Raw genomic sequence first — 24,391 nt, 5'->3', positions numbered from 1 at the left:
GCACCGCCCGCGCTGGGCTGCGAAGCAGCCCCAAAACCAGCCTCTACAGAGTGTCTGATACACCGCGTTCTTCTTTCCTGGGGCTGCTTCGCAGCCCAGCGCGGGCGGTGCGACGATTCGACAAGCCCGCTCACCACAACAGCTCTATCTGCCGGGGGGACAGCGTTTAGTCAAAGTTGTGTAGATACCTATGCCCCTCCCACATGGGTGCTGTGTTGCTCAAACAGTTATCGAACAACTCAAGGCCGCTGTGGTTTCACCGAGGTGCCGAAGGTATTGCCCATGCGCACGCTGGTCGCCGCCGGGGTGGCCAGGCCGACCTTGTTCGGCTGGCGTTTTTCCACGGCAATGCCTTGCGCCTCGCGGTTTTTCTTCGCGGCTTTGGTTGCATTCGTGTCGTTGCCCATCTGCTGGCTCAGGCAGCCATAGTCGGGCGCCTTGTAGCCATCCACCGAGACGTCGGCGCAGTTTTCGGCGTGGGCGTGCAAGGGCAGGGCCGCGCACAGCAACAGGCTGGCGAGGATCGGTAAGCGCTTCATCGAGGCCTCCTGGCGGGCCCGAAGGAATGGGCCGGTAGGTGAGCAAGTCTAGTGCAGCGGGCCTCTCGTCACCGTGATGTTTTTTTTGCTATCACCGTAACATCAGGTTCATAAATTGGCCTCAGGATGACGGTTTTCTAGGGCGCGTCGGCCGTGCAGCGATGCAGAGCAGGGGGTGAACAGGGGGGCTGGAGGCGCGCCGTATGCGCCCTGCTCTTGCTGTTGCTGCTGGCCGGTGGTCGCGTCGCGCAGGCGGAGTCATCGCTGCTGCTGTTGAACCTGCCGGCGCAGGACCTGGAACATGCACTGCAAGCGTACAGCCGCGCCACCGGAATGGCGGTGCTGGTCGACCGCGAACTGACGCGGGGCCGGCGTTCCATCAGTGTGCGCGGGCGTTTTACGGCGCAGGAGGCTCTGGCGATGTTGCTGACGGGGAGTGGCCTGATGGCGCGTTATGCACGCGATGATGCGTTCACCTTGCAGTTGCCCGCGGTCAGCCAGCCGCCTGCCACCCGTGGTGCGGCGGCACGCAACGCCGCACGGATCAACAACAGCTACGCCACGGCCTTGCAGCAGGCCATCGAGGCCAGCCTGTGCCGCTCGCCGCTGACCCGGCCCGGCAGTTTCCGCGCGCTGGTACAGGTGTGGGTCAACCCCCAAGGGCTGATCGAACACAGTCGGTTGGTCAGCTCCACCGGCGACGAACAACGCGATGAAGCACTGGTACGCAACCTGGGCACCACGCGGGTCGAACGACCGGCACCGAGCTCGCTGCGTCAACCGGTGACTTTACTTTTGATGCCCGACACCACAGGAATGCGCATGGAATGCACAGCAGCAAACGGAGCCTGGGGCGGATGAAAAATACCGGGCACAGTACGATGGTCGGCTTGTTCCTGGCCTCCTACGACGACTTCAAGGTGCGTTTGCGCAAGCGCCTGGGCTCGGAGGACTTGGCCAACGATGTGCTGCACGAAACCTACCTGCGGGTCGACCGCATGGAAGTGCCGCCCAACCTGGCGCAACCCAATGCCTACCTGTACCGCATGGCCTTGAACATCGCCGCCGACCGCCGCCAGGCCGACGCGCGCCTGCTCACCGGCAGCGAGGTGGAAGAACTGCTGCAAAGCGCCGACGAAGCCCAGGACCCGTCACGGGTGGTGGGCGGCCAGAAAGAAATCCAGTCCCTGGTCAAGGCGCTCTACGAACTGCCGGCGCGCCGCCGCAAGATCCTTATCGCCGCCCGCCTGGAAGAAGCCCCGCACCTGGAAATCTCCCAGCGTTTCGGCATTTCCACGCGCATGGTCGAGAAGGAAATCAAGGCCGCCCTGGGCCACTGCGCCAAGCGCCTGGAAAGAAAAGTGATCCAGCGGTTCGGTCCCGGGGCCGGAAAACCGTCTTAGAGTCGAGTCCCTGATAAAACCGTGAGTATTTGCGCGCTTGAACATTTTTAGCCTCTGTGCCCCCCGGCACTCCGCAGCCAGCCCCCTGCACGATGAAGCCCGCGACTGGCTGGTCCTGCTGACCTCGGGCCGCGCCACCGTGGCCGATGCCAAGGCGCTCAAGGCCTGGTGTGCGCAAAGCCCCGAGCATGCCCAGGCGTTCGAGCAGGCCAAGGCGATGTGGCAGCAACTGGCCCCGGCCCTTGAGCAAGTCTCTCAGCCGCGCAGCTTTGGGCGCCGAGCGTTCCTGGGCGGCGCGATTGCCGCATCGGCCGCCATGCTCATGGTGCAGGTCGGCTCCCCCGGTGGTTTTGCCGGCCTCACCGCGGACTATCGCACCGAAGTCGGCGAACAGCGCCAAGTGCTGTTAAGCGATGGGGTCAGCCTGGAACTCAATACCCAGACGCGCGTGAGCCGAGTGGGGCAGGGGCTTGAATTGCTCGAAGGCGAAGTCGAAGTGATCGCCCATTCGGCACAGCCGCTCAAAGTGCTGGCGGGAGAAGGCTCGGTGAGCGCGGCGCAGGCACGTTTCAATCTGCGCAACACCGACCGCACGGTGTGCGTCACCTGTATCGAGGGGTGGCTGTCGGTGGCCGTGGCCGGGCGCAGCGTGCGCCTGGAAAGCGGCCGGCAACTGAGCTACGACGCGGCCGGCCTGGGCGAACCGGTGGTGGTGGACACCCAGGCGGTCGTGGCCTGGCGCGAACAGGTGCTGGTCTTCAACAACGCCACCCTGGCCACGGTGGTGGATGAGATCAACCGCTACCGCCCGGGGATGCTGGTGCTGCTCAACAAGCAACTCGGCCAACGGCGCGTCCAGGCGCGGTTCAGCCTGCAGCAGTTGGCAGGGGTGGCGCTGTTGATTCGGGATGCGTATGGGGCCAAGTGTACGGAGTTGCCGGGTGGGGTGGTGTTGTTGAGTTGAGGCCTGCCGCTCGTCGGGTAACTCCGATTTTTACGCTGTAAAAGAGCCGCGATCACCCGTTGTTCTGCGCCTGTCGCTTTCAGGTATGCCTGTGTGCTCATGGGCTGAGCGACCGGTCTTTCCCCTCTGACAGACCTCCTTTCTTATCTTCTCTGAATTTTCTCTTTTGTTTGTAGGGGAAGAGATTTTTAACGTATGAAAAAACCAGGAAACACGCTTTTCAAGTCTCACTGCCTATCCGATTTCTTCCTTCGACTTACATTGTTCGGAAGCCTCTGACAGTCCTCGAACGGCTGTGTGACAGGCAGGGCGACGCCGTCAAAAACGCCGAACTTTTTGTAACTTTTCCTCTTTTCCTTAAGCGTTTCAGCCTCGGCAGCATGGGTGCTCTTTCCATTTGAGTACCTGTGTGAGGGTGAAGGGATGCCAGCTGTTTTCCGACCTGCGCTGCTGGGGATGGCGCTGCTTTCAGGTCCGCTTTATGCCGCGTCCACCGTGTCGCCCGGCGACCGTGAACTGGCCCGCGAACGTCAGCAAAAAGTGTTGGAGGAACAGCGTCGCCGCCTTGAGGACCTGCAACACCTGCCGGGCCAGATCACTGCACCAACCGCCCCCGCGCCGCTGGACGACGGCCAGTGCATCACCCTCACGCGCATCAATGTCGAAGGCGCTGCGTTGCTGTCGGCGGCCCAGCGGCAGGCGCTGCTGGAACCCTGGCAGGGGCGGTGCATGGGGGTGCCTCAACTCAACGCAGTGCTCAAAAGTCTCACTGATCATTACCTGCATCGCGGCTACGTCACCACCCGCGCCTACCTGCCGCAGCAGGACCTGAAAAATGGCGAGCTGACCATCATTGTGGTGGAAGGACGCCTTGAAGGACTCGACAGCTCATCGCTGGCCAGCCCGCTGGAGTCCGCCATGACCTTCCCCGGCACCGTGGGTGAGGTGCTCGACCTGCGTGAGCTGGAGCAATGGGTGGATCAGCTGTCGCGCTTGCCCTCGCGCCAGCCGCAGCTTGAGGTCCTGCCGGGGCAGGCGGTGGGCGGCAGTCGCGTGACGCTTAAAGGCGAGCGCTTCAAACCCTGGCGCGTCTCGGCCAACCGTAACAACCATGGCGATACCAGCACCGGTCGCCAGCAGGCCGGTATCGGCCTGGATTGGGACAGCCCCCTGGGCCTGGCGGATCAGTTGAACCTGCGGGCCAACCGCGACACCGTCAGCGACCGCTGGCGCCATTCCCACAGCCAGAACCTGTTCTACAGCCTGCCGTATGGTTGGTGGACCTTCAATTTCAGCCACGGCCAAAGCTACTACCGCACGCGTAACGACCTCTCCGGGTTTGCCTTTGCGCTGTCAGGTGAAACCTCCAGCCAGCAGTTGCGCGCCGAACGCGTGCTGCACCGCGATAACCTGGGCAAGACGGCATTTAACCTGGGCCTGAGCCATCTGCGCACCCGCAACTACCTGGAAGACGCGCTGCTGCGCACCTCCAGCCATCGCATCACTGAGCGTCAACTGGGCTTCAACCATGGCCGCCGAATCGGCAATGCCTTTCTCAATCTCGATGCCGGTTGGCAACAGGGCATCGGTGCCCTGGACGCCCAGCGCGATCTCTCCAGGCAGCGCGGCGCGCCTACCTCGCGCTATCAGAAATACACCCTGACCCTCAGCTATTTGCAGTCCTTTCGCTGGCTGGGCCAGTACTGGAGTGTCGACAGCCTTGCTACCGGCCAACACGCCGAAGACGAACTCTATGGACCACAACGCCTGAGCGTCGGCGGCCTTGGTGCCGTGCGCGGGTTTCAGCAACAGAACCTGTCGGGCAACAGCGGCGGCTACTGGCGCAGCCAGGTGCGCTGGCGCCAACCGGTTGCCTGGGATGCGCTGCGCCCCTGGGTGCACGAAGTGGGCGTGGGCTTTGGCTACGACGTCGGTGTGATCAGCCGCGGCCCGCATAACCCCGGGGTGGCCGGGCGCCTTACCGGCCATGCCTGGGAGTTCAGCGCACGCGGCACTCACCTTGCGGCGTCGCTGGTGCTCGCCCGTTCCCTGGAGCGCCCGGCCGTCGTTGAACGCCGCGAACACCCGATCTACGCCCGAATCGAGCTGTTTTTCTAATAACAACAAGGAACCTTGCCTATGGACGTGCGCAGCCCGTTTCACCAGTGCCTGGCCCTGAGCCTGGCGGGAATCATCTTCCTCAACCCCATTGTTGCCGCCGCCGCAGAGCTGAGCGTGGACCCGGCCAGCCCTGGCACCAGCGTCGGTCATGCACCCAATGGCGTGCCGGTGGTGAATATCGCCGGGCCCAATGGCAGCGGGCTGTCCCATAACCTGTTCACCGACTACAACGTCGGCAGCCAGGGGCTGATCCTCAATAACGCCACCCAGGCCACGCAACACACCCAACTGGGGGGTGTGATCCTCGGCAACCCAGGCCTGCAAGGGCGAGCCGCCAGCGTGATCCTCAACGAAGTCACCGGTGGCAACCGCAGCCACTTGGGTGGCTACACCGAGGTGGCCGGGCAGGCCGCGCGGGTGATCGTCGCCAATCCCCATGGCATCACCTGCAATGGCTGCGGGTTTATCAATACGCCTCGCGCGACATTGACCACCGGCAAGCCAGTGATCGAGGGCGGGCGGCTGGATCACTTTCGCGTAGAGGGCGGCGATATTGCGGTGGAGGGCGCCGGGCTCAATGCACGCAATGTCAGCCAGTTCGACCTGATTACCCGTACGGCCAAGCTGAATGCGCAGTTGCATGCCGACCACCTCACCGTCATCACCGGCCGTAACGATGTCAGCGCCGACAGTTTGCAGGCCCACGCCCATGCCGAGGATGGCCGGGCCAAACCGCAACTGGCCATCGACGCCAGCGCACTCGGCGGGATGTACGCCGGGACGATTCGCCTGGTGGGCACTGAACAGGGCGTAGGCGTAAGGCTGGCGGGCGATATGGCCAGCACCGCCGGCGACATTGTGATCAACGCCAATGGCGGCCTGAGCCTGTCCCACACCACCAGCGTCGGCGCACTCACTGCCAGGGCCGAGTCGATTGACTTGCAGGGGCCGACCTTTGCGATGGGGGATGTCGACCTGCAGGCCCAGGGCGACCTGGTGGTGCGGCAAACCCTGGCCAGTGCCGCAAATGTGAGCGTGGAAGGCACCTCGGTCAGCAACCAGGGCAAGGTTGTCAGTGGCATCCTGGAAGATCGGCGTATCGCGGGCAAACAGCTGACCATCCAGGCCCAGCGCCTGGATAACCAGGGTGAACTCAACGCCAGTGGCCACCTGGAAATCACCAGCGGCAGCCTCGATAACAACGGCCGGATCGCCGCCGACAGCGCGAGAATCGAAGCTCGCCAGACCCTGAGAAATAACGGCCAGGTCGTCACCGCCCGCGAACTGGACATTGTCGCCCATCAGGCCGTCAACCACGCCGGGACGATTCATGCCGAAGGCGATCTGAGCCTGGTCGCCGACACTGTCGAGAACAGCGGCAAGATCGTGGGGGCGGGCAGTGAGCTGAGTATTGCGGCCGGCACGTTCACCAACGCTGGCGAACTGCTCGGCGACCACCATCTGCAACTGCAGATCGATGGCGATCTGAAGAACACCGGCCTCATCGCCGCCAAAGGCGATGCCGTCATCAGCGCATCAAACCTCACCCAAGACCACGGCCAGATCCTCAGCGGTCAAGACATCCAACTGCGCGTGCGCGATGTACTGCACAACCTCGGCGTGCTCAGTGCAGCGCGGCATATGCAGATCAATGCCGCTCAGTTGAATAACCATGGGAGCGTCGGCAGCCAGGGCCATTTCCTGCTCACTGCCAACGTCACCAACACCGGCCTGCTGTTCAGCGGCGGCGACCTGCACGTGCGCGGCGAGCATTTCAGCAACCTCGAAGGTGATCTCTACAGCGTCGGTGATTTCAGTTTCAGCGGCACGCGCTTCAGTAACCTCTCCGGCAGCGTGGAAACCGAAGGCAACCTGCACATCAACGCCCGCGAGTTCGAAAACGCCCGCACCCACCTTGCCCTCGAACGCGAACTGGTCGGCGGCAGCATCCAGTGGGTCTGCGGCCAGCACTGCGACGGCGACGACAGCTTCAAGCGCGGCACCATCTATATCAGCGAAACCTGGCGCGAAACCGCCGCGCCCAACTCCACCCAGGCCGCGCGACTGGTGGCCGGCAAACACCTGAGTATCGACGCGCATACCCTGGAAAACCGCTACAGCCTGCTCGCCGCCAATGGCGACATGCACCTCGCCGCCCACCGCCTTATCAACCAGGGCGCGGCCTCCCAGACCGGTACTTCCAGCACCATCATCGGCACCCCCGGGCGCATCGACAAAGCCCTGTGGGACCAGATGGAGTTCCACGACCTGCCGGCCTTCAACAACGCGCCGTTCGACCCGGTGCGCTTTGCCGAACTCAAGGCACGCTCGACAGGGGAGGGCTTCAGCAACCCCGGCACACTCACGACCTGGCGCGAGGATGGCCGCGCAGTCTATGCCGCCACCCTGCAAGCCGGCGGCAGCCTCAACCTGCAGGCCAGCGAGTACCTGCAAAACGGCACCCTGCGTGAAAACACCCTGGCGCAACTGACGGGCGAAACAGGCCACAACCCCAACGACCTCGAACTGAGCCCTGATCGCCTCAGCGAAGACCTGACCCAACCGCCGGAATTCCAACTGCCCAGCGGTGAATACGGGCTGTTTATCCCCAGCAGGAATCCGGGCAGCCCCTACCTGATTGAAACCAATCCCCTCTTCACCCACCTTGCCAGCTTTCTCAGTTCCCAGTACCTGCTCGACAAGATCGGCTACAACAACGACGAAGCCTGGCGGCGCCTGGGGGACGGCTATTACGAAAGCCGCCTGATCCGTGACGCCGTGCTGGCGAAGACCGGGCAACGCTTTCTCGCCGGGCTGGAGAGCGACGAGGAACAGTTCCGCTACCTGATGGACAACGGCCTCAGCGCCCGCGACAGCCTGCAACTGAGTGTCGGCGTCGGCCTCACCGCGCAGCAGGTGGCGGCCCTGACCCACGACATCGTGTGGATGGAAAAACGCCAGGTGCAGGGCGAAGACGTGCTGGTGCCGGTGCTGTACCTGGCAACGGTCGATGCCCATAACCTGCGGGGCGGCAGCCTGGTGCAAGGCCGGGATGTCAACCTGGTCAGCGGTGGCGATATCGTCAGCGTGGGCACCTTGAAAGCCTCGCAGGATCTGACCGCTATCAGCGATGGCAGCCTGCTCAATGGCGGCACGATCAGCGCCGGTGACCGCATCAGCCTGCTGGCCAGCGACAGTATCCGCAATGCGATGGCCGGTGAGATCCGTGGCAGTCACATCGATCTCACCAGCGTGAGCGGCGACATCATCAACGAACGCACCGCCCACGCCAGGCATCAGGGCGACGGCACCCTCGTCACCCATCTCGACACCGCCAGCCGGATCAGTGCCGGACAGCAACTCACGCTCAATGCCGGTCGTGACATCACCAACCGTGGTGATATCAACAGCGCTGGCGATGCCAGCCTGAGTGCGGGGCGCGACATCAACCTCATCGCCGTCACCGACACCCAACAGGTCCGCACCACGGAAAACGGCGGCCACCGCGTCACCCAACACAGCCGCACTGAACAGCTCGGCGCCAACCTCAACGCCGCCGGTAACCTGAGCCTGCACGCCGGGCGCGACATCACGCTATTGGCCAGCCAGGCCAACGCCGGCAAAGACCTGACCGTCGCCGCCGGTGGCAACCTCCACCTATTGGCCGCCGCCAACGAGACCGATCATGAGGTCAACAGCAAACGCGACGGCGCCAGGGTCCATGAGCAAACCACCCAGGTCCGCCACGTGGGCAGCCAGCTCACTGCCGGCGGCACCCTTACCGCTAGTGCGGGGCAAGACATCGTGCTGCACGCCAGCCAGGTTCGCAGCGGCAAGGATGCGTATCTGGTGGCCGGTGGGCAGTTGCAGCTGCTGAGTGCCAATGACAGCGACTACAGCCTGTATGACTACAAGAAAAAAGGCAGCTTCGGCGCACTCAAGACCCAACGCGACGAAGTCACCGACCTGCGCGCGGTGGGCAGCCAGGTCACCACTGGCGGCAACCTCAACCTGATCAGCGGCGGTGACCAGCTTTATCAAGGGGCCAGGCTGGAAAGCGCTGCGGACATCGCCATCACCAGTGGTGGAGCGGTGACCTTCGAAGCGGTGAAGGACCTGCATCAGGAGAGCCACGAGAAGACCAACAACAACGCATTCTGGGTGTCATCCAAGGGCAAGGGCAGCACTGACGAAACGCTGCGCCAGAGTCAGCTGGTTGCCGGGGGCGCCATTGCGATCAAAGCCGTCGACGGTTTGAAGATCGACATCAAGCAGGTCAACCAGCAGAGCGTCACCCAGTCCATCGATGCGATGGTCAAGGCCGACCCGCAATTGGCTTGGCTCAAGGACGCAGAGCAACGCGGGGACGTGGACTGGCGTCAGGTCAGGGAAGTCCACGACAGCTTCAAGTACAGCCACTCCGGGCTGGGCCCCGCCTCGCAAATGATCATTGCCATCGTGATGTCGGCAGTCATCGGGCCCATGGCGGCGGCTGCCGCGGGGGGCGGCGTAGGCGGCGCCATGGTCGGTGCAGTAGCCACCGGCGCGTCGACCAATGCCGGCGTCAGCGTGGTCAATAACCGGGGCAATCTCGGTGCGGTTCTCAAGGATGTGACGGCGTCCGATGCCATCAAGGGCTATGGGATTTCGGCGATCACTGCGGGGCTGACGGTGGGCCATTTCGATCGATGGACCGGCACCCACACCCAGACCGACATAGGCAAAATTGTTACATCCGGCTCGCTGGGCACCTGGAGCGGTGTCGGCCAGTTCGCAGCCAACCAGGCGCTGCAGAACGGCACCTCTGTGTTGCTGAACAAAGCCCTGGGGCAGGGCGGCAGTGTCAGTGACGCGCTGAAAAATGCCTTGTTCAACACCTTGGCGGCCGCCAGCTTCAACCTGGTCGGGGATTACACGAAAAACCTCCTGGTGGACGGCTCGGCCCCGAAGGTGGTGATTCACGCCATGGTCGGTGGGTTGCTGGCAGAAGCCACCGGCGGCGACTTCAAAACCGGCGCATTGGCTGCGGCGGCGAGCGAAGCGCTGGTTGGCCACCTGGATGACTTGGTCAAGGGCAACGACAACCTGCTCACCATGAGCTCGCAGATCGTCGGCGTGCTCGCGGCTGCGGCGCAGAGCGATACGGACGCAGCCAAGCTGGAGACCGGCAGTTGGGTGGCGAAGAACGCCACGCAATACAACTACCTGTCACACAACCAACTGGAGCGAGCCGCCAAGCAGATAACGCGATGCACCGACGCCTCCTGCATCGAAGACGCGACGCGCAAATTCATAGAACTGAGCCTGCAGCAGGACATTGACGCGATAGTCAGCTGCCAGGCCGACCCCGACTCTTGCGCCGCACGCTCCATGGAAGTCGCCAACACCCAGGCGAACCTCAACGCCATCCGCGATATCGCTGACGACGCCTCGCCTGAGGCCCGGGCAGCAGTACAGAACCTTATCAACGGCAACTACGAATTCCAGGAAATGTTAGCGACCGCCACGACCGAGCACTCGGTGGGTGCGATGGTCGATTCGCTCAAGGCGAAATGGGAACTGAGCGACGCTCAGGCGCAGGACATTGCGGACAATTTGAAGATCGCGCTGGCGGTTGGGGTGGGGACTGCGGCGGGGGTGGTGGCTTATAGGCGGGCTGTGGCGGCGTGGTCGAAAAAAGATTTAACACCTAATGACTTTCCAACGGTAGCTGGCAAAATTAGTCAGAAACAACTTAGACATATCGCTGGAAGGCCCGAGCTTGAGGCCCGAGGAGGCGGTGGTTTTTTGAACAGTGTTGATGACGCACAAAAGGTACTAGATGCTTACCGCATAGGACAGGTCAAGATTTTGGGCAAGAATGCTCAAGGGTATCCGGTGGTAAAATTTGAAAATGTAACCGGAACTAATGTTAACGCTGGAGTAGGAATAACAAACCAGCCAACCAATGTTTTTATCATCAAAGGTACAAAAAGCCCGAGTGTCGTTCCCACCAATCCTAATTGGATACAGAAATGAATAATGCTGAATTAGAAGCTTGGAATTTTCAGGTGTTAATGCTTAGTCAAGCATTGTTGGGTGGGATAACTCCAAATTTCCGGATGGTGGTTTTATCCCGTGAAAGTGGTGTTTGGCTGATTAAGTTTTATCTTGAAAAGCATATTGCGGATGATATTTCTGAGATAGAGGATCTCATGTGTCAATATACTGCATATCAAGGGGTGAGTCTGAAGTGTAGGTCGGAAATTTTCGTTGGGAGTGAAAGTCTACCTAATATGTCTGGGGTTGATAGGGCCGTTTACCGTCGCAAAGAATGATTTCGCAAGGTCAAGGGAGTATCTATTTAGTGTGGGCGTCGAAAGTAATTTCGACTCGAGCCTTTCACTGGGAAAATAATTTGGTAAAAACGTCCTATAACGACATCTGAAAAATATTGCGCAGCAAATTTTACCGATAAGGCAGGCAGTTTGATAACAGCTTTCCCAGCTAAGGCAGCGAACTAATGCCATCTCTCCCAGTGTATGTATGGCGTGAACTTCAATTGGCTATGACGCTGCTGGATGAGAATTCATCTTTAAGGGAGGTTTTTGTGGTGGTTCTTTCGTGGATTAGGGGGGACTACAAATGCTTCACGGTTGAGCCGTTTTCGACCTATAGGTTTGATGAGTTTTCGCACATTGATGAGAATTTAATGCCGGTTGAATTTTCATCATTTCTACTTAGCGATATAGCTCATTTGAAGAAGGTAATTTTTGGGTGTCAAGCTAATGAGACAGAGGCTATTGCGAGATTTCTACGTGACACACTGGAACAGTTGATAACTGTTGAGGTCGATAGGAAATGCCCTAGGTGTCTATCCGACGGGATGCGAATTTTTATCGGTAGATATAACGGGTTGCTTGCTTTCCAGTGTAACGTCTGTGGTCATTCCACTTACTCAGATAGTTATAAGGTGGGTAGTGGAGAGTTGGAGTTTGTGAACGAGAAAAAACTACGAGAACTCAACATGATTTAATGGTGCAAAAGCGGCGGGGGTTGCGGACGAAACTGCCGGTTCAATAAGGAACGTCAATCCAGGTTATCCAGACGCTGGGCGAACTCATAACTGCGTTAATTGTTCAATTGCTACTGATGTAACACTGGCAGGTAATCCAGCATCTGCATTGCCGATAAACTCCACCAAGGGTGTTCCGTTGACCGTGCTGGAGAAGCAATATGGAGCTAAGTTTAGCGGTGTGTCTTCACCCGAAACCATCACCCAGCACATGATTGGTGGTGGGGACGGCGCACGTGGGATTGTGTTTGGCTCCTATGGTCCAGGTCAGCCAGGCCATGTATTCAACGTGGTTAATCAGAATGGGGCTATTCGTTATCTCGATGGGCAGACTGGAAAGCCGGCAAATAAGAGTGATTTTAAGACATTGCAGCTACTGAGAACTAACTAATGATTACCTACGAATACGCTTTGGAAAGAGCTCAGGAATATTTGAAAGACTCTGAGATTGCTTTGCAGCTAACACATGAGGGCGAGTTCTCTGAGGGATGGTTTTTTTGCTATCAATCTAAAGAGTATTTGGAGACAGGGAGTCTGTCGGCTCAACTGGCTGGAAACGGACCATTCCTGATTGATAAGGAAACTGGAGAGCTTCATATTTTAGGGACCGCCAAGCCGCTGAAAGAATATCTTGATCACTATGTAATCAATAAGTCAAAAAAATAAGATTGGTTTTTCGGTGCAAAAGCAACAGTCAGTTCTCCGTTAAAACTTGGCGAAACCAAGGTAATCAACGATGTCAGCACGACTCGTGTAGGAAGGTGGATGTCTCCTGATGAGCGGGTGCAGATGCAAAATACAAATAAAGTGGTGCAAGGCGCTGGAGTACAAACCTTTATTTCGACTAATGGCATCTCCGACTTTAAAGAAGCTGCACCCAGAGGCTCTGTCTATGTTGAGTTTGATTTTCCAGCTAACAGCTTGCTTCAGGGCGGGAATTTTGCGGAAATAACCCTTGTTGAGGATAATTCATGCTCTTTGACCCAGTCAAAACCAGATTCAATGGTTTCAGAGAGGCAATGCTTAAATGGCAATTGGAGGCGCAGTATGATCCAAAGCGGCCAATGGGGAATGTTGCCAAGTCTGATTTGTCCGATGTGATTTCAGCATGGCTAGTTGGCCTCCAAGGCGAGATTGCACCGGTACTTCCCCGCTCTCTGCAATGGATAGATAAGGCCATAGAAAACGACGAGGAATTCGGGCCAGACATTAATGCTCACAGGACAATATTGCACTGGGCAAAAGCTCTGGGTGAATGGATGGAAACGGGCTGGAATTCTGAAGGCGAATGGGGCGCGGCCCGTGTGTATGAGGAAGCTCGCTGGCGTTACGAAAAACGCCCTTGGTCAACGCATGATATTGTCAAAACTGGCCTGGATGACTACATGGCTTTTGCATATCAGAGCGGCGAACACGACGAAGGCTTTGAGGCAGGTATTGAGATGTATCAACGTTGGAGTGGCAAAAGAGAAATATTGCTATCCAGCGCTTTGAAGCCCCGAGACTTTGGCTATGCTTTGTGCCTTCATCGAACGGCCCGTCAGGAGTTTAATGAAGACGAACTTTTTAAAGCTGGTAGAAAAATGCTTCAGGCCAATTTGCAAAAAATTTGGTTGGGCGGTGGGCAATATATTCGTGCAGCTACGTGGCTCAAGATTGTCTACTGGCACAACGATGAAGCTCTGACACCGTTACAAACTGTTTTGAAAGCATACGAAAACATGCCTAAAGTACCTCGGCCGGATTTTGTTTCAATAGTATGATCTTTTTGTAATGTCGAATCGATTTGGGGCAAAAGCGACAGGTGGTGCCGGTGAAAGTGCAGGCGCCATGCGCCGATTGGACTATGAAGGTGCTCCCTACCACGGAAAAGTCGATAATGCAGTTAATAGTCGAGCTCCGGTTAATGGTCAAGAAGCGCTAGATTTTTCGATTCAAATTAAACGGAGTCTGACCCCGAGTGATCTCAGATGATTGCCAGTTTTGAGACTGGGGGTTATCCATCAACACCTGTAGGAAAGTTGGTTGGTACGCAATCTACGATGCCGGATGGTTCGCGTGTCCGTGTCATGCAAGCAGATAGCCGTAGTCCTCAGAGGGCTTCGTTTGAAAATGCTAATGGTGGGCCAATAGATCCAACAACGTGCAAGCCACCACAGCCACCAAAAGGTATTTCTAAAATCGAAATAAAACAGTGGATTAGAGAAAGAACGCATATTGAGTAGGTGGACTAATGTTTGTTTTTTTAAAGCTTGTCATGTCATTTTCCTCACTTCGTATTAATAGTATTGAGTGGGATGGTGATTTTTTGAACGTTTCTGGAGACGGTTGGAGCTTTAGCAGTAGTATTGCCTGGAGGGTGTCTAAGGATGAAGATATGTTGTTTGCATGTTGGGATGAACAGGCAAGTGTACGTATTAAAGAGTTGGTAGGGCTTTCAGTTGGAAGTGTGTCGTGGATCGCCCAGAATCAACCAGTAGATCCATCTTTTACACTTTCTGATGGTAGAAGGATTGATGTGTTTTGCTCTTCTGTTTGCGAGCCTTGGGTAATGACTCTTCCGAATAATATTGTTTATGTTGGGAATTCATAGGTGCAATAGGAGGCAAGTGGCGCCAGCCCCTTATTGATCAGGTTTAAAGCAGAATGAAAAATGTAGGTGTTCTTGCCGCAATGACAATATCTGTCTTAGGTCCAGCCTCTGACGTTGACTGTTTTTTTAAGTCAGTTGTGTTTTTTCTTGAGGGTGGCAAAAGAGGAAGCAAGTATCCCTTGGTTGCAGAGAAGCTTTGTTGCCGATATTTAAGCAAAAACGAACTGGCTGAGTTAAAGATGGATTTAGAGAGTGTAAGGGCTGAATTTAATAGCATTCCTGCGGATGGATTTGATATAAACGCTTTCGGGGTGGGCGTGGAAAATACTCGTTTGCTTTTGAATGGTAATACTCTGGCTGACATCTTTGCTCGCTTCTTCAAAATTATTTTTGATGCTGTCGAATGTTCAGATATTTTTTATAAAGAGTTTAATGAGTACGTCCCTTTGAGAATCGGATTTACCGACGCGCCTGACTATATTTTTGATGTGAATCGTTCCGAAGACTTGTATAACTCTCTTGCTTCTGACGAATTACCGTTCTGGCGTCGCTGATCTGTAGAAATTCTATTTTTTATTTAGCACCGGCCTTGCGTCGGTGTTTTTGCACCCTACCTGCACACTTTCTGCAGTTAAGTGGGGGGTAAACGGGGTCTGACCGAGTGATCTCCAGATCACCCAACAGGTGTTCCAACGCTAATCTCAGAGACAAAGTTGACTCAAGGCGCAGGAAGATATAACTATGTCGTTCTTCAGGATGGTCAGTTAGTGAACCGACTGCTCTGCAATGGCTTGCGCTCGACAACTAGCATGAGAAGCGCGAGTGGGGGACGGCTATCTCAATGGCCCCACCACCTGCCGATACTTCTCCACCCCCTGCGGCGTCTCCCGCACCAAACTGATCTCCAGCCCCAACGGATCCTCACGCCGATTCCCGCTCAACTGCCGCCAGCCCTTATCCGCCTCCCACACCCGCACCTGCAGGTCACGGACCCCGCTCAACACCACCACGCCATCCTTCGCCGCCGGCAGCGGATAGCGATCCCGCGCGGGTGCCGCAGCGCGATACAAACTGTCGCCCTTGAGCCACCAGCGCACCCGTTGCAGGCCATCGCCGGCGATGGGTGCGCTGCGAATGATGTCCAGCCGAAAGCCTTTGCTGTCGGAACTGCGCACGGTGACCGCCGCCGGTCCATCGAGCTTTTCTGCACTGTTCTTTGAGGGCTCCGGGGTGTTCAGTTCGACGCTGGCGCGCAGGCTGATGTCGCGCTGCAGTTGGTTGAGGGCGCGCAGCAGCACTTCGGTCTGTTCGCTGCTCGCCTGCAGGTGCTGGTCGGCGCGGGTGACGCTGTCCAGCCCGCGCCAGGCGATTACGCTGACCACGGCCATGAGCATGATCGCGACCATCACTTCGATCAGGGTGAAGCCTTGTTCGGAGCGCTTCATGGCTGGCTCACCACGCGCATCAAGCCGGCGGTGTCGCGTTGCAGGCTGAGGCTGTGTTGGCCGTCGGACAGCACGATGCGCACGGGTGGGTTGATCCATTCGGCGTCGAGCACCAGGGTTTGCCGGGGTTCGATATCGATGTGCATCGGCGTGCTTTCCCACAGGCGCGGACGCAGTTGGGTGTCGCCCTGGAACGCTTCGACGCCGCTGCCATCGTCGGTGCGGCGGTTGAAGCGAAAGCCCTTGGCGTCGGCGCGCCAGGTGATCGGGCGGCCGTCTGCGCGGGCTTCGGCCTGGGCCACTTGCAGCAGTTGGCTCAGGCGCTCGGCGTCCTTGCGCAGCAGGTGCAGCGGGTCGGGCTTGATGGTCAGGCTGATGGCGGCGCTGGCGATGCCGATGATCACCAGCACCACCATCAACTCGATCAGGGTGAAGCCTTGCTGTTTCATCGGTAGGCCCCTCGAAAGCTGGTGAGCTTGTGAAATAAAAACGTGCGAATTGGCCTGTAGGCTGGTGCCATGGACAAACAGGAGGTCCTTCCCATGGCATTTACCCTGCGTTTCTCACCGGCCCACGGTGTACAGATCGTGGCGTTGCTGGCGGCATTGGCCGGTGTGGCGGTCTGGACGCCGCTGTTGCTGACGTCCGCCGAGTCCCATACGCCCCAGGCCGCGCCCCAGGTGCTGGCGGCGCGCAGCGATAACCCGGCGCTGCAATGGTTTTCCAATGCGCCGGCTGCGTTGCAGGTCAAGGTCTCTGGGGTGCTGGCCGGGGCGCGCGGTGCGGTGGCGATCCTCAGTCTCAACGACGGCCCGCCGCGCAGTTTCCTGCTGGGCGAGCGCCTCAGCCCCGGCGTGCGGCTTACGGCCATCGAGGGCGACGGAGTCGAGATCGAGCGCGGCGGCGAGAAGCTGCGCGTCAACCTCGACAAATTGCCCGATGGGCCGGCCTTGCCGCGGCTCACTCGGCCCTGACCTGTGTCTCCACGCGGGCCAGCGGCGGCGCCTCGTGGCTGGCGTCGAGCACCTGCACGTTGACTTGAAACAGGCGGCCATCGCGGCTGATGGTCTGCTCGCACCGCAGCTTCAAGCGCCCCTGGTCACAGCTGAAGGTCTTTGTGCCGTCGCGCAAATGCCCTTCCAGGCGCAACTCCGCCAGGCGACTCTGCGCCGCCAGCAACCCCATGGATTTGTCCCGCAGCAGGCCGTTGCCCTGGGTCATCAACCCGGCCACGCGGATGGCAGCAGCCATCGCCACAGCGATAATCGCCAGCGCCACCAGCACCTCGATCAGGGTAAAACCTTGCTCCTTGCGACGGCCGTACATGGGGTTCTCAAAGCCGGGAAACAGGCCCGCAGACTAGCGCCGGCAGTTGACCGATTGGCGACCGAAACTCCCGAGGATTTTCAATACGACTGACATGTGTTCTTGCAACACTGCGCCACGAAATGTACCCAAGCCAAGGAATGTCGAGATGGATATCGCGCGCCTAACATCCCCATTGCCAGGCCCTCGCGGCCAGCGTGGCTTCACCTTGATCGAGATCATGGTGGTGGTGGTCATCCTCGGGATCCTCGCGGCGATGGTGGTGCCCAAGGTCCTCGATCGCCCGGACCAGGCGCGGGCCACCGCCGCGAAACAGGACATCGGCGGGTTGATGCAGGCGTTGAAGCTGTATCGCCTCGACCACGGCACTTACCCGAGCATGAACCAGGGCCTGAAAGTGCTGGTGGAACGCCCGGCGGATGCCAAGAACAATAACTGGCGCGCCTACCTCGAGCGTTTGCCCAACGACCCTTGGGGCCACCCTTACCACTACCTCAATCCGGGCGCCAACGGTGAAGTCGATGTGTTCTCCCTGGGCGCCGATGGCCAACCGGATGGCGATGGCGTCAATGCCGATATCGGCTCCTGGCAGTTGTAAGGCGCGCCATGAAAGGGTATTCGCCCCCAGCGGCGAAGCAGCGCGGCATGGCGATTATCAGTGCCTTGCTGATCGCGGCGGTGGTGGCGGTGATCGCCGGCGGCATGCTCACGCGCCAGACCGTATTCACCCGCAGCCTGGAAGCCGAACAGTCGCGCGTGCAGGGCCAATGGCTGTTGCTGGGCGGTCTTGAGCGCAGCCGGCAGATGCTCTGGGAAGCCCGCCAGAAGGACGTGCTGACCCGCCTTGACCAACCTTGGGCGCGGGCCCAGGCCGGCGTGTTCGAGGGGCGGATAGACGATGAACAGGGCAAGTTCAACCTGCGCAACCTGGTTAACCGCCAGCAGCCCGACGCCGAGCAATTGCAGAGCTTCGAGCGCCTGTGCCGCACCCTGGGCGTGGCCCCGGCCGTGAGCCGGCGCATCAGCCAGCGGGTGATTGCTTCCTATGAACAGAACGGGCAGCCCGCCAAATACCCGATGCTGCGCAGCCTCGACGACCTCAGTGGCCTCGAAGGCCTGACCCCGGAGGTGTTGCAGCGCCTGCAGGCGTACGTCAGCGTGCTGCCCGGCAATACCTGGGTCAACGGCAACACTGCCAGCGCCGAAGTGCTCAGCGCGGTGGTGCCGCAGCTCAGCCTGTCCCAGGCCCACGGGCTGGTGGCCGAGCGCGACAACGGGCATTGGTTTATCAACCGTGGGGATTTCGTCAACCGTCTGCACTTGCCCCAGGTGGAGTTGGAAGCGGTGCAAGTGGGCATTACCAGCGAGTGGTTTCGCCTCCAGGGCCAGGCGCGACGCGAGCGCCGGCGGGTGACAATCGACGCGTTGCTGCACCGCCCCGAAGACCGTGAGCCCAAGGTGATCTGGTCGCGGGTGGGCGTATGAAACGCTTGCGCATTGCCTTGCCGCCGCTGGATCAGGTCAGTGCTGAAAGCCAGGTGAAATTTGCCTGGATCGAGCGTGGCGTGGTGGTGTCCGAGGGGCAGGAAAGCCTGGCGCAATTGGGCAAGAGCCGGCAGGCGGTGGACTGCTTTCTGCACCCGCATGACAGCCTGCTCACCAGCCTGGAGCTGCCGCCATTGCCCGCAGCAAAAAACCAGGCGGCGGTGGCCTGTGCGGCCCAGGCGCTGATCCTCGGGCCGGTGGAACAAATGCACGTGGCCCACGGCCCGCGCGAAAGCGATGGGCGCGTGCAGGTGGGCTGGGTGCCCAAGGCCGGGCTGGAGCGACTGGGCCAGGTCTTGGCCCAGGTGCAGCTCAAGCTGCGCGGCCTGTACCCGGCGCCCTATGCGTTGCCGGTGGGGGCGGCGGCGTTGGACGACGGCTATCTGTTGACCCGCGACAGCCTGCAACAGGGCGCTGTGCACCCGCTGGGGTTGCAGGTGCTCGACGTGCCGCTGGTGGCGGAGGCGCACCGTTGGAGCGGCGCGGTGCCTGGCTGGGGCTTGCATGCTCGCCTCGGTCAAGCCTCCGGTGCCGGATGGGGCAGGGCGCTGGCTTGTGTGGCGCTGGCCGCTGCCATCTGGACCGTCGGCCTCAACCTGTATGCCGCGCGCCAGGTCGACGAAGGCCAACGGCTCAAGGCGTTGATGAACCAACAGGTGCGCCAGGCGTTTCCTGAATTACCGGTGGTGCTCAACCCCTTGCAGCAGGCCCGTCAACAGTTGGCCGCGCGCCAGAGCGGCGCGGCCGCCGACCCGGGCCAACGCTTCAGCAGCCTGCTGCAACTGGCGGGCAGCAACCTGCCCTTTATGGTGGGCAGCGTCGATAACCTGAACTTTGAGCAGGGCACCTTGCACCTGGCGTTACTCGCCGACAGCCGCAACCCGGCGGCCGAGGGCGAGTGGCAGGCGGCGTTGGCCCAGGCCGGTTTTGCCGCCATGCGCGATGAGCAGGGCTGGAGCATCGGCCCGGCGCCGGCCACGGAAAAAACGGAGGCCGGCGATGAATAGGTGGCTGCGCCTGCGCACCCAGGCCCAGGTGTTCTGGAGCGGCCTGGCCCTGCGCGAGAAACGCCTGCTGATCGGCGCCGGGCTGGTGTTGGCAAGCCTGCTGACCTGGCTGGTGCTGGTGCAGCCGGCGTTGAAAAAGATCGACTACTGGCAGGCCGAAACCCCCAGGCTGCGCGCCCAGGCCGAAGCCTTGCAGGTGCTGTTGCAGGACGTCGCCGCGCCGCGCCAGGCCGACGAAGCCGCGTTGCGCCAGGCCCTGGACAGTGCCGGCCTGCAAGGGCATTACCAGGTGCAGGCGCTGGACGCCGGCGGTTGGCGCCTGACCTTCGACAACGCCCCGGCCGACGCCGTGGTGGCCTGGCTGCTGGGCAATGCCCGTTCATTTTCCCTGGAGGTGTCCGAGGCGCGTTTGCAACGTGCTGCGGATGCCGTCGATAACTCGGCCGGCACTGTGTCCGGGACCGTTCGCATGGATCAGGCGCCTGGCGCTAAGGAAGCTTCATGAAGTGGTCAGTCCTCCCTTTTCGCAAGGCCGCGCCGTTGCTGTTGCTGGCCTTGAGTGCGTGCAGCAGCCCGTCAACCACGCCGTTACTGGTGGACAGTGAGCTTGGCCAACCCCTGGCCGATACCCGGCGCAGCGGCGATACCGTGCTGGATCGCCAGCGCGACGAAGCACCGAAACCGCGGGTCCAGCACCCGGTGACCAACAGCGTCCGTGGCCAGGCCCCGGCGCCGGTCAAGGCGCGCAACCCGCTGGGTGACCAGCCGGTGCAGCTCAATTTCGTCGATGCCGATATCCAGGCGGTGGTGCGCGCGCTGTCCCGTGCCACCGGCCAGCAGTTCCTGGTGGACCCTCGGGTAAAGGGCAAGCTCACCCTGGTCAGCGAAGGCCAGGTGCCGGCCCATCAGGCCTACGACATGCTGCTGGCAGCGCTGCGCATGCAGGGTTTCAGTGTGGTGGATGTGGGCGGCGTGGCCCAGGTGGTGCCGGAGGCCGATGCCAAGTTGCTCGGCGGGCCGATCTACAGTGCCGGCAGCAGTGGCATGCAGACGCGCACCTTCCGCCTGCAATACGAAAATGCGGTGAACCTGATCCCGGTGCTGCGTCCCATCGTGTCGCCGAACAACCCGATCAACGCCTACCCCGGCAACAACAGCATCGTCATCACTGACTATGCGGAAAACCTTGCGCGGGTCGCCCAGATCATCAGCGGCATCGACACCCCCAGCGCCATCGATACCGATGTGGTGCAGATTCAGAACGGCATTGCCGTGGACATCGCCGCCATGGTTTCCGAGCTGCTGGAAACCCAGGGCGCCGACCAGACCCAGAAGATCAACGTGGTCGGTGACCCGCGCTCCAACTCGATCATCATCCGTTCCGGCAGCCCCGAACGTACGGAGCTGGCACGCAACCTCATCTACAAGCTCGACAATGCCCAGAGCAACCCCAGCAATATGCACGTGGTGTACCTGCGCAACGCCCAGGCGGCCAAGCTGGCCCAGTCGTTGCGCGGGCTGCTCACCGGCGAGAGCGATTCCGGGGTGAGCGATGATGGGCGTGGCAAGCTCAGCGCCATGGGCGGCAATGGCAATAACGGGCAGGGCACGAGTAATGCCCAGAACAGCAGCGGCACGCCCACCGGCAGTGGCGTGCAGTCGGGCTATGGGCAAGCCACCGGTTCCAGCACCAGCACCAGTAATGGCAATACCGCCAACGAGCAGGACACCGCGTTCAGCGCCGGCGGCGTGACCATCCAGGCCGACGCCACCACCAACACCCTGCTGATCTCCGCGCCGGACCCGCTGTACCGCAACCTGCGGGAAGTGATCGACATGCTTGACCAGCGCCGCGCCCAGGTGGTGATCGAAAGCCTGATCGTGGAAGTGGGCGAGGACGATGCCACCGAGTTCGGTGTGCAATGGCAGGCCGGCAACCTGGCGGGCCGAGGCGGCTTCGGCGGGGTGAACCTGGGCGGCAGCGGTGTCGTGGGCACGCCGACCAGTCCCACCAGTATTGATGTGCTGCCCAAGGGCCTGAATATCGGCGTGGTCAATGGCACTGTGGATATTCCGGGGATCGGCAAGGTGCTCGACCTCAAGGTGCTGGCCCGTGCCTTGAAGAGCAAGGGCGGCACCAATGTGCTGTCGACGCCGAACCTGCTGACCCTGGACAACGAAGCCGCGAGCATTTTTGTCGGGCAGACCATTCCGTTTGTCACCGGCAGCTATGTGACCGGTGGCGGCGGCACCAGCAATAACCCGTTCCAGACCGTGCAGCGCGAAGAGGTGGGGCTCAAGCTGAATGTACGCCCGCAGATCTCCGAAGGCGGCACGGTGAAGCTGGATATCTACCAGGAGGTCAGCACCGTGGACACACGGGCGTCGGTGTCGGCGGGCACGGTGACCAACAAGCGCGCGATCGATACCAGCATCCTGCTCGACGACGGGCAGATCATGGTGCTGGGCGGGCTGTTGCAGGACGGCTACAGCCAGAGCAATGACGCGGTGCCGTGGCTCTCGGATATTCCGGGGTTGGGGGCGTTGTTTCGCAATGAGAAGCGCAGTGTGAGCAAGACTAACCTGATGGTGTTCCTGCGGCCTTACATTATTCGCGACAGTGGCGCGGGGCGTAGCATTACCTTGAACCGCTATGAATTCATGCGTCGTGCCCAGGGTGGGTTGCAACCGGAGCACAGCTGGGCGATGCCGGATGTGCAGGCGCCGCAATTGCCGGCGGTGGAGAAGGCTATTCCGGGTGGGCAGCAGCAGGGGCCGCGGGCGGTGATTCGCGCGGTGCCGGTTTCTGGAAATGCACGGCCATGAGTTCGAGTGGAGATCTAAATGTGGGAGGGGGCTTGCTCCCGATAGCGGTGGGTCAGTTTCAAATTGGCTGGCTGACACACCCTCATCGGGAGCAAGCCCCCTCCCACATTTGGACCGCGCTCGGTCAGGAAGATGTCTTGTGAGCCTTCTCCCTTACGCCTGGGCCAAATCCCAACGCATCCTCCTGCGCCCCGGCGACGACGGCATGCTGCTGACCGTCTGCCCCTCCACCCCCGGCTGGTCCATCAGCGAAGTACGGCGCCAGTTCGGCCAGGCCCACCTCGAGCAGGTACGCGACGACGAACTCGACGGCCTCCTCGCCAGTGCCTACGCCGACACCGGCAGCGCCGCCGCTGTGGTGGGTGCGGCGGAAAACGAGGTCGACCTCGACCGCCTGATGCAGGACATGCCCGAGATCACCGACCTGCTCGACACCCAGGACGGCGCGCCGGTGATTCGTATGATCAACGCCTTGCTCACACAGGCAGCGCGGGACGAGGCCAGTGATATTCACATCGAGCCCTATGAAAGCCATTCGGTGGTGCGCTACCGCGTCGACGGCACGTTGCGGGATGTGGTGTCGCCGCGCAAGGCGCTGCATGGTGCGCTGGTGTCGCGGATCAAGATCATGGCCCAGCTCGATATCGCCGAAAAACGCCTGCCCCAGGACGGGCGTATCGCCCTGCGCGTGGCCGGGCGGCCGATTGATATTCGTGTGTCGACCGTGCCCACCGGGCATGGCGAGCGGGTGGTGATGCGCCTGCTCGACAAGCAGGCCGGGCGCTTGCAACTGGAGACCCTGGGCATGGAGCCGCAGTTGCTGGCGCGCCTCGACACCTTGATCCGCCAGCCCCACGGCATTGTGCTGGTCACCGGGCCCACGGGCAGCGGCAAGACCACCAGCCTGTACGCGGCGTTGGCACGGCTGGATGCGAGCACCAGCAATATCCTCACCGTGGAAGACCCGGTGGAATACGACCTGCCGGGCATCAGCCAGATCCAGGTCAACGCCAAGATCGACATGACCTTCGGCCTGGCGCTGCGGGCGATCCTGCGTCAGGACCCGGACATCATCATGATCGGTGAAATCCGCGACCTGGAGACCGCGCAAATCGCGGTGCAGGCCTCGCTCACCGGGCACTTGGTGCTGGCGACCCTGCACACCAACGATGCGGTGTCGGCGGTCAACCGCCTGATCGATATGGGCGTCGAGCCGTTCCTGCTGGCCTCGTCACTGCTGGGCGTGCTGGCGCAACGCCTGGTCCGCCGCCTGTGCCCGCATTGCAAACAGGAAGACCCGGCCGCGCCCGGCACCTGGCGCCCGGTGGGCTGCGCGCAGTGCAACCAGATCGGCTACAGCGGGCGGACCGGTATCCATGAATTGTTTTGCGTCGACGACGAGGTGCGCAGCCTGATCCACCAGGGCGCCGGCGAGCAGGATCTGCGCGTGGCGGCGCGGCGTGCGGGGATGTTCAGCATGCGTGAAGACGGCGAGCGCTGGGTGCGCAGCGGCGCCACCGCGCCCGAAGAAATCCTGCGCGTGACACGGGACGCCTGATGAATCGCTA

General features: G+C 60.5%; 22 protein-coding genes. 18 read left to right on the top strand and 4 right to left on the bottom strand.

Annotated elements, in window-relative coordinates; all coding sequences use genetic code 11:
- Window positions 1-239: 239 nt before the first annotated feature.
- Window positions 240-539 (bottom strand): hypothetical protein, encoded by a 300-nt coding sequence (locus BFQ01_RS17830; RefSeq protein ID WP_065926294.1) that lies wholly within the window; start codon window positions 537-539, stop codon window positions 240-242.
- A gap of 216 nt (window positions 540-755) precedes the next feature.
- Here BFQ01_RS17830 and BFQ01_RS17825 point away from each other — a divergent pair, with 216 nt between their 5' ends.
- From BFQ01_RS17825 to BFQ01_RS17785, 11 genes are all read left to right on the top strand, one after another.
- Entirely contained in the window at window positions 756-1,400 is a 645-nt protein-coding gene (locus tag BFQ01_RS17825) for a secretin and TonB N-terminal domain-containing protein (protein ID WP_065926293.1), read from the top strand.
- Window positions 1,397-1,942 (top strand): RNA polymerase sigma factor, encoded by a 546-nt coding sequence (locus BFQ01_RS17820; protein WP_027607555.1) that lies wholly within the window; start codon window positions 1,397-1,399, stop codon window positions 1,940-1,942. The genes BFQ01_RS17825 and BFQ01_RS17820 overlap by 4 nt, the downstream gene beginning before the upstream one ends.
- Before the next feature lie 37 nt (window positions 1,943-1,979).
- Window positions 1,980-2,906 (top strand): FecR family protein, encoded by a 927-nt coding sequence (locus BFQ01_RS17815; protein WP_065926292.1) that lies wholly within the window; start codon window positions 1,980-1,982, stop codon window positions 2,904-2,906.
- Window positions 2,907-3,329: 423 nt separating this feature from the next.
- Window positions 3,330-5,024: a ShlB/FhaC/HecB family hemolysin secretion/activation protein gene (locus BFQ01_RS17810; RefSeq protein ID WP_065926291.1), complete on the top strand. Its 1,695-nt coding sequence runs from the start codon at window positions 3,330-3,332 to the stop codon at window positions 5,022-5,024.
- A 21-nt stretch (window positions 5,025-5,045) separates the two neighbouring features.
- On the top strand, window positions 5,046-11,045 hold the full coding sequence (locus tag BFQ01_RS17805) for a two-partner secretion domain-containing protein (RefSeq protein WP_065926290.1): 6,000 nt from the start codon (window positions 5,046-5,048) through the stop codon (window positions 11,043-11,045).
- Window positions 11,042-11,344, top strand: coding sequence for a hypothetical protein (locus BFQ01_RS31675; protein WP_083221212.1), 303 nt, complete (start codon window positions 11,042-11,044; stop codon window positions 11,342-11,344). Before BFQ01_RS17805 ends, BFQ01_RS31675 begins: the two co-directional genes overlap by 4 nt.
- 741 nt (window positions 11,345-12,085) lie before the next feature.
- A complete protein-coding gene (locus BFQ01_RS31670) occupies window positions 12,086-12,472 on the top strand; it encodes a toxin glutamine deamidase domain-containing protein (RefSeq protein WP_083221211.1) in 387 nt (128 codons plus the stop codon).
- Window positions 12,472-12,747 (top strand): YrhB domain-containing protein, encoded by a 276-nt coding sequence (locus BFQ01_RS17795; protein ID WP_065926288.1) that lies wholly within the window; start codon window positions 12,472-12,474, stop codon window positions 12,745-12,747. The genes BFQ01_RS31670 and BFQ01_RS17795 overlap by 1 nt, the downstream gene beginning before the upstream one ends.
- A 305-nt stretch (window positions 12,748-13,052) precedes the next feature.
- Window positions 13,053-13,844 (top strand): hypothetical protein, encoded by a 792-nt coding sequence (locus BFQ01_RS17790; RefSeq protein WP_065926287.1) that lies wholly within the window; start codon window positions 13,053-13,055, stop codon window positions 13,842-13,844.
- A gap of 470 nt (window positions 13,845-14,314) precedes the next feature.
- A complete protein-coding gene (locus BFQ01_RS32360) occupies window positions 14,315-14,674 on the top strand; it encodes a hypothetical protein (protein WP_141691290.1) in 360 nt (119 codons plus the stop codon).
- Window positions 14,675-14,727: 53 nt separating this feature from the next.
- Window positions 14,728-15,228 (top strand): Imm70 family immunity protein, encoded by a 501-nt coding sequence (locus tag BFQ01_RS17785; RefSeq protein ID WP_083221210.1) that lies wholly within the window; start codon window positions 14,728-14,730, stop codon window positions 15,226-15,228.
- Window positions 15,229-15,507: 279 nt separating this feature from the next.
- On the opposite strand, the gene BFQ01_RS17780 is transcribed toward BFQ01_RS17785, so the two are convergent.
- Both BFQ01_RS17780 and gspH read right to left on the bottom strand, forming a co-directional pair.
- On the bottom strand, window positions 15,508-16,119 hold the full coding sequence (locus BFQ01_RS17780) for a type II secretion system protein GspJ (RefSeq protein WP_065926285.1): 612 nt from the start codon (window positions 16,117-16,119) through the stop codon (window positions 15,508-15,510).
- Window positions 16,116-16,568 (bottom strand): type II secretion system minor pseudopilin GspH, encoded by a 453-nt coding sequence (gspH, locus tag BFQ01_RS17775; protein WP_065926284.1) that lies wholly within the window; start codon window positions 16,566-16,568, stop codon window positions 16,116-16,118. Before gspH ends, BFQ01_RS17780 begins: the two co-directional genes overlap by 4 nt.
- A gap of 93 nt (window positions 16,569-16,661) precedes the next feature.
- On the opposite strand from gspH, the gene BFQ01_RS17770 reads away from it, so the two are divergent.
- Entirely contained in the window at window positions 16,662-17,093 is a 432-nt protein-coding gene (locus BFQ01_RS17770; protein WP_027607547.1) for a type II secretion system protein N, read from the top strand.
- Here BFQ01_RS17770 and gspI read toward each other — a convergent pair.
- Window positions 17,080-17,445 (bottom strand): type II secretion system minor pseudopilin GspI, encoded by a 366-nt coding sequence (gene gspI, locus BFQ01_RS17765; RefSeq protein ID WP_065926283.1) that lies wholly within the window; start codon window positions 17,443-17,445, stop codon window positions 17,080-17,082. The genes BFQ01_RS17770 and gspI overlap by 14 nt on opposite strands.
- Before the next feature lie 148 nt (window positions 17,446-17,593).
- Between gspI and gspG the strand changes: the two genes are divergently transcribed.
- From gspG to gspE, 6 genes are all read left to right on the top strand, one after another.
- A complete protein-coding gene (gene gspG, locus BFQ01_RS17760) occupies window positions 17,594-18,043 on the top strand; it encodes a type II secretion system major pseudopilin GspG (protein ID WP_049708805.1) in 450 nt (149 codons plus the stop codon).
- 8 nt (window positions 18,044-18,051) lie between these two features.
- Window positions 18,052-18,930 carry a type II secretion system minor pseudopilin GspK gene (gene gspK, locus BFQ01_RS17755; RefSeq protein ID WP_083221209.1) on the top strand — a complete coding sequence of 293 codons (879 nt, stop codon included), beginning with the start codon at window positions 18,052-18,054 and terminating at the stop codon, window positions 18,928-18,930.
- Window positions 18,927-19,997 carry a type II secretion system protein GspL gene (gene gspL, locus BFQ01_RS17750; RefSeq protein WP_065926281.1) on the top strand — a complete coding sequence of 357 codons (1,071 nt, stop codon included), beginning with the start codon at window positions 18,927-18,929 and terminating at the stop codon, window positions 19,995-19,997. Before gspK ends, gspL begins: the two co-directional genes overlap by 4 nt.
- Window positions 19,990-20,502 (top strand): type II secretion system protein GspM, encoded by a 513-nt coding sequence (gene gspM, locus BFQ01_RS17745; RefSeq protein WP_065926280.1) that lies wholly within the window; start codon window positions 19,990-19,992, stop codon window positions 20,500-20,502. The genes gspL and gspM overlap by 8 nt, the downstream gene beginning before the upstream one ends.
- Window positions 20,499-22,823 (top strand): type II secretion system secretin GspD, encoded by a 2,325-nt coding sequence (gene gspD, locus BFQ01_RS17740; RefSeq protein WP_065926279.1) that lies wholly within the window; start codon window positions 20,499-20,501, stop codon window positions 22,821-22,823. Before gspM ends, gspD begins: the two co-directional genes overlap by 4 nt.
- 139 nt (window positions 22,824-22,962) lie before the next feature.
- Window positions 22,963-24,381 (top strand): type II secretion system ATPase GspE, encoded by a 1,419-nt coding sequence (gene gspE, locus BFQ01_RS17735; RefSeq protein ID WP_065926278.1) that lies wholly within the window; start codon window positions 22,963-22,965, stop codon window positions 24,379-24,381.
- Window positions 24,382-24,391: the final 10 nt, after the last annotated feature.

The sequence above is a fragment of the Pseudomonas sp. 8 R 14 genome (assembly GCF_900005955.1).
GTDB classification, from domain to species: Bacteria; Pseudomonadota; Gammaproteobacteria; order Pseudomonadales; family Pseudomonadaceae; genus Aquipseudomonas; species Aquipseudomonas marginalis.
Note: the sequence above shows the minus strand (reverse complement) of the source record. Positions and strands in the feature narration are given on the sequence as shown.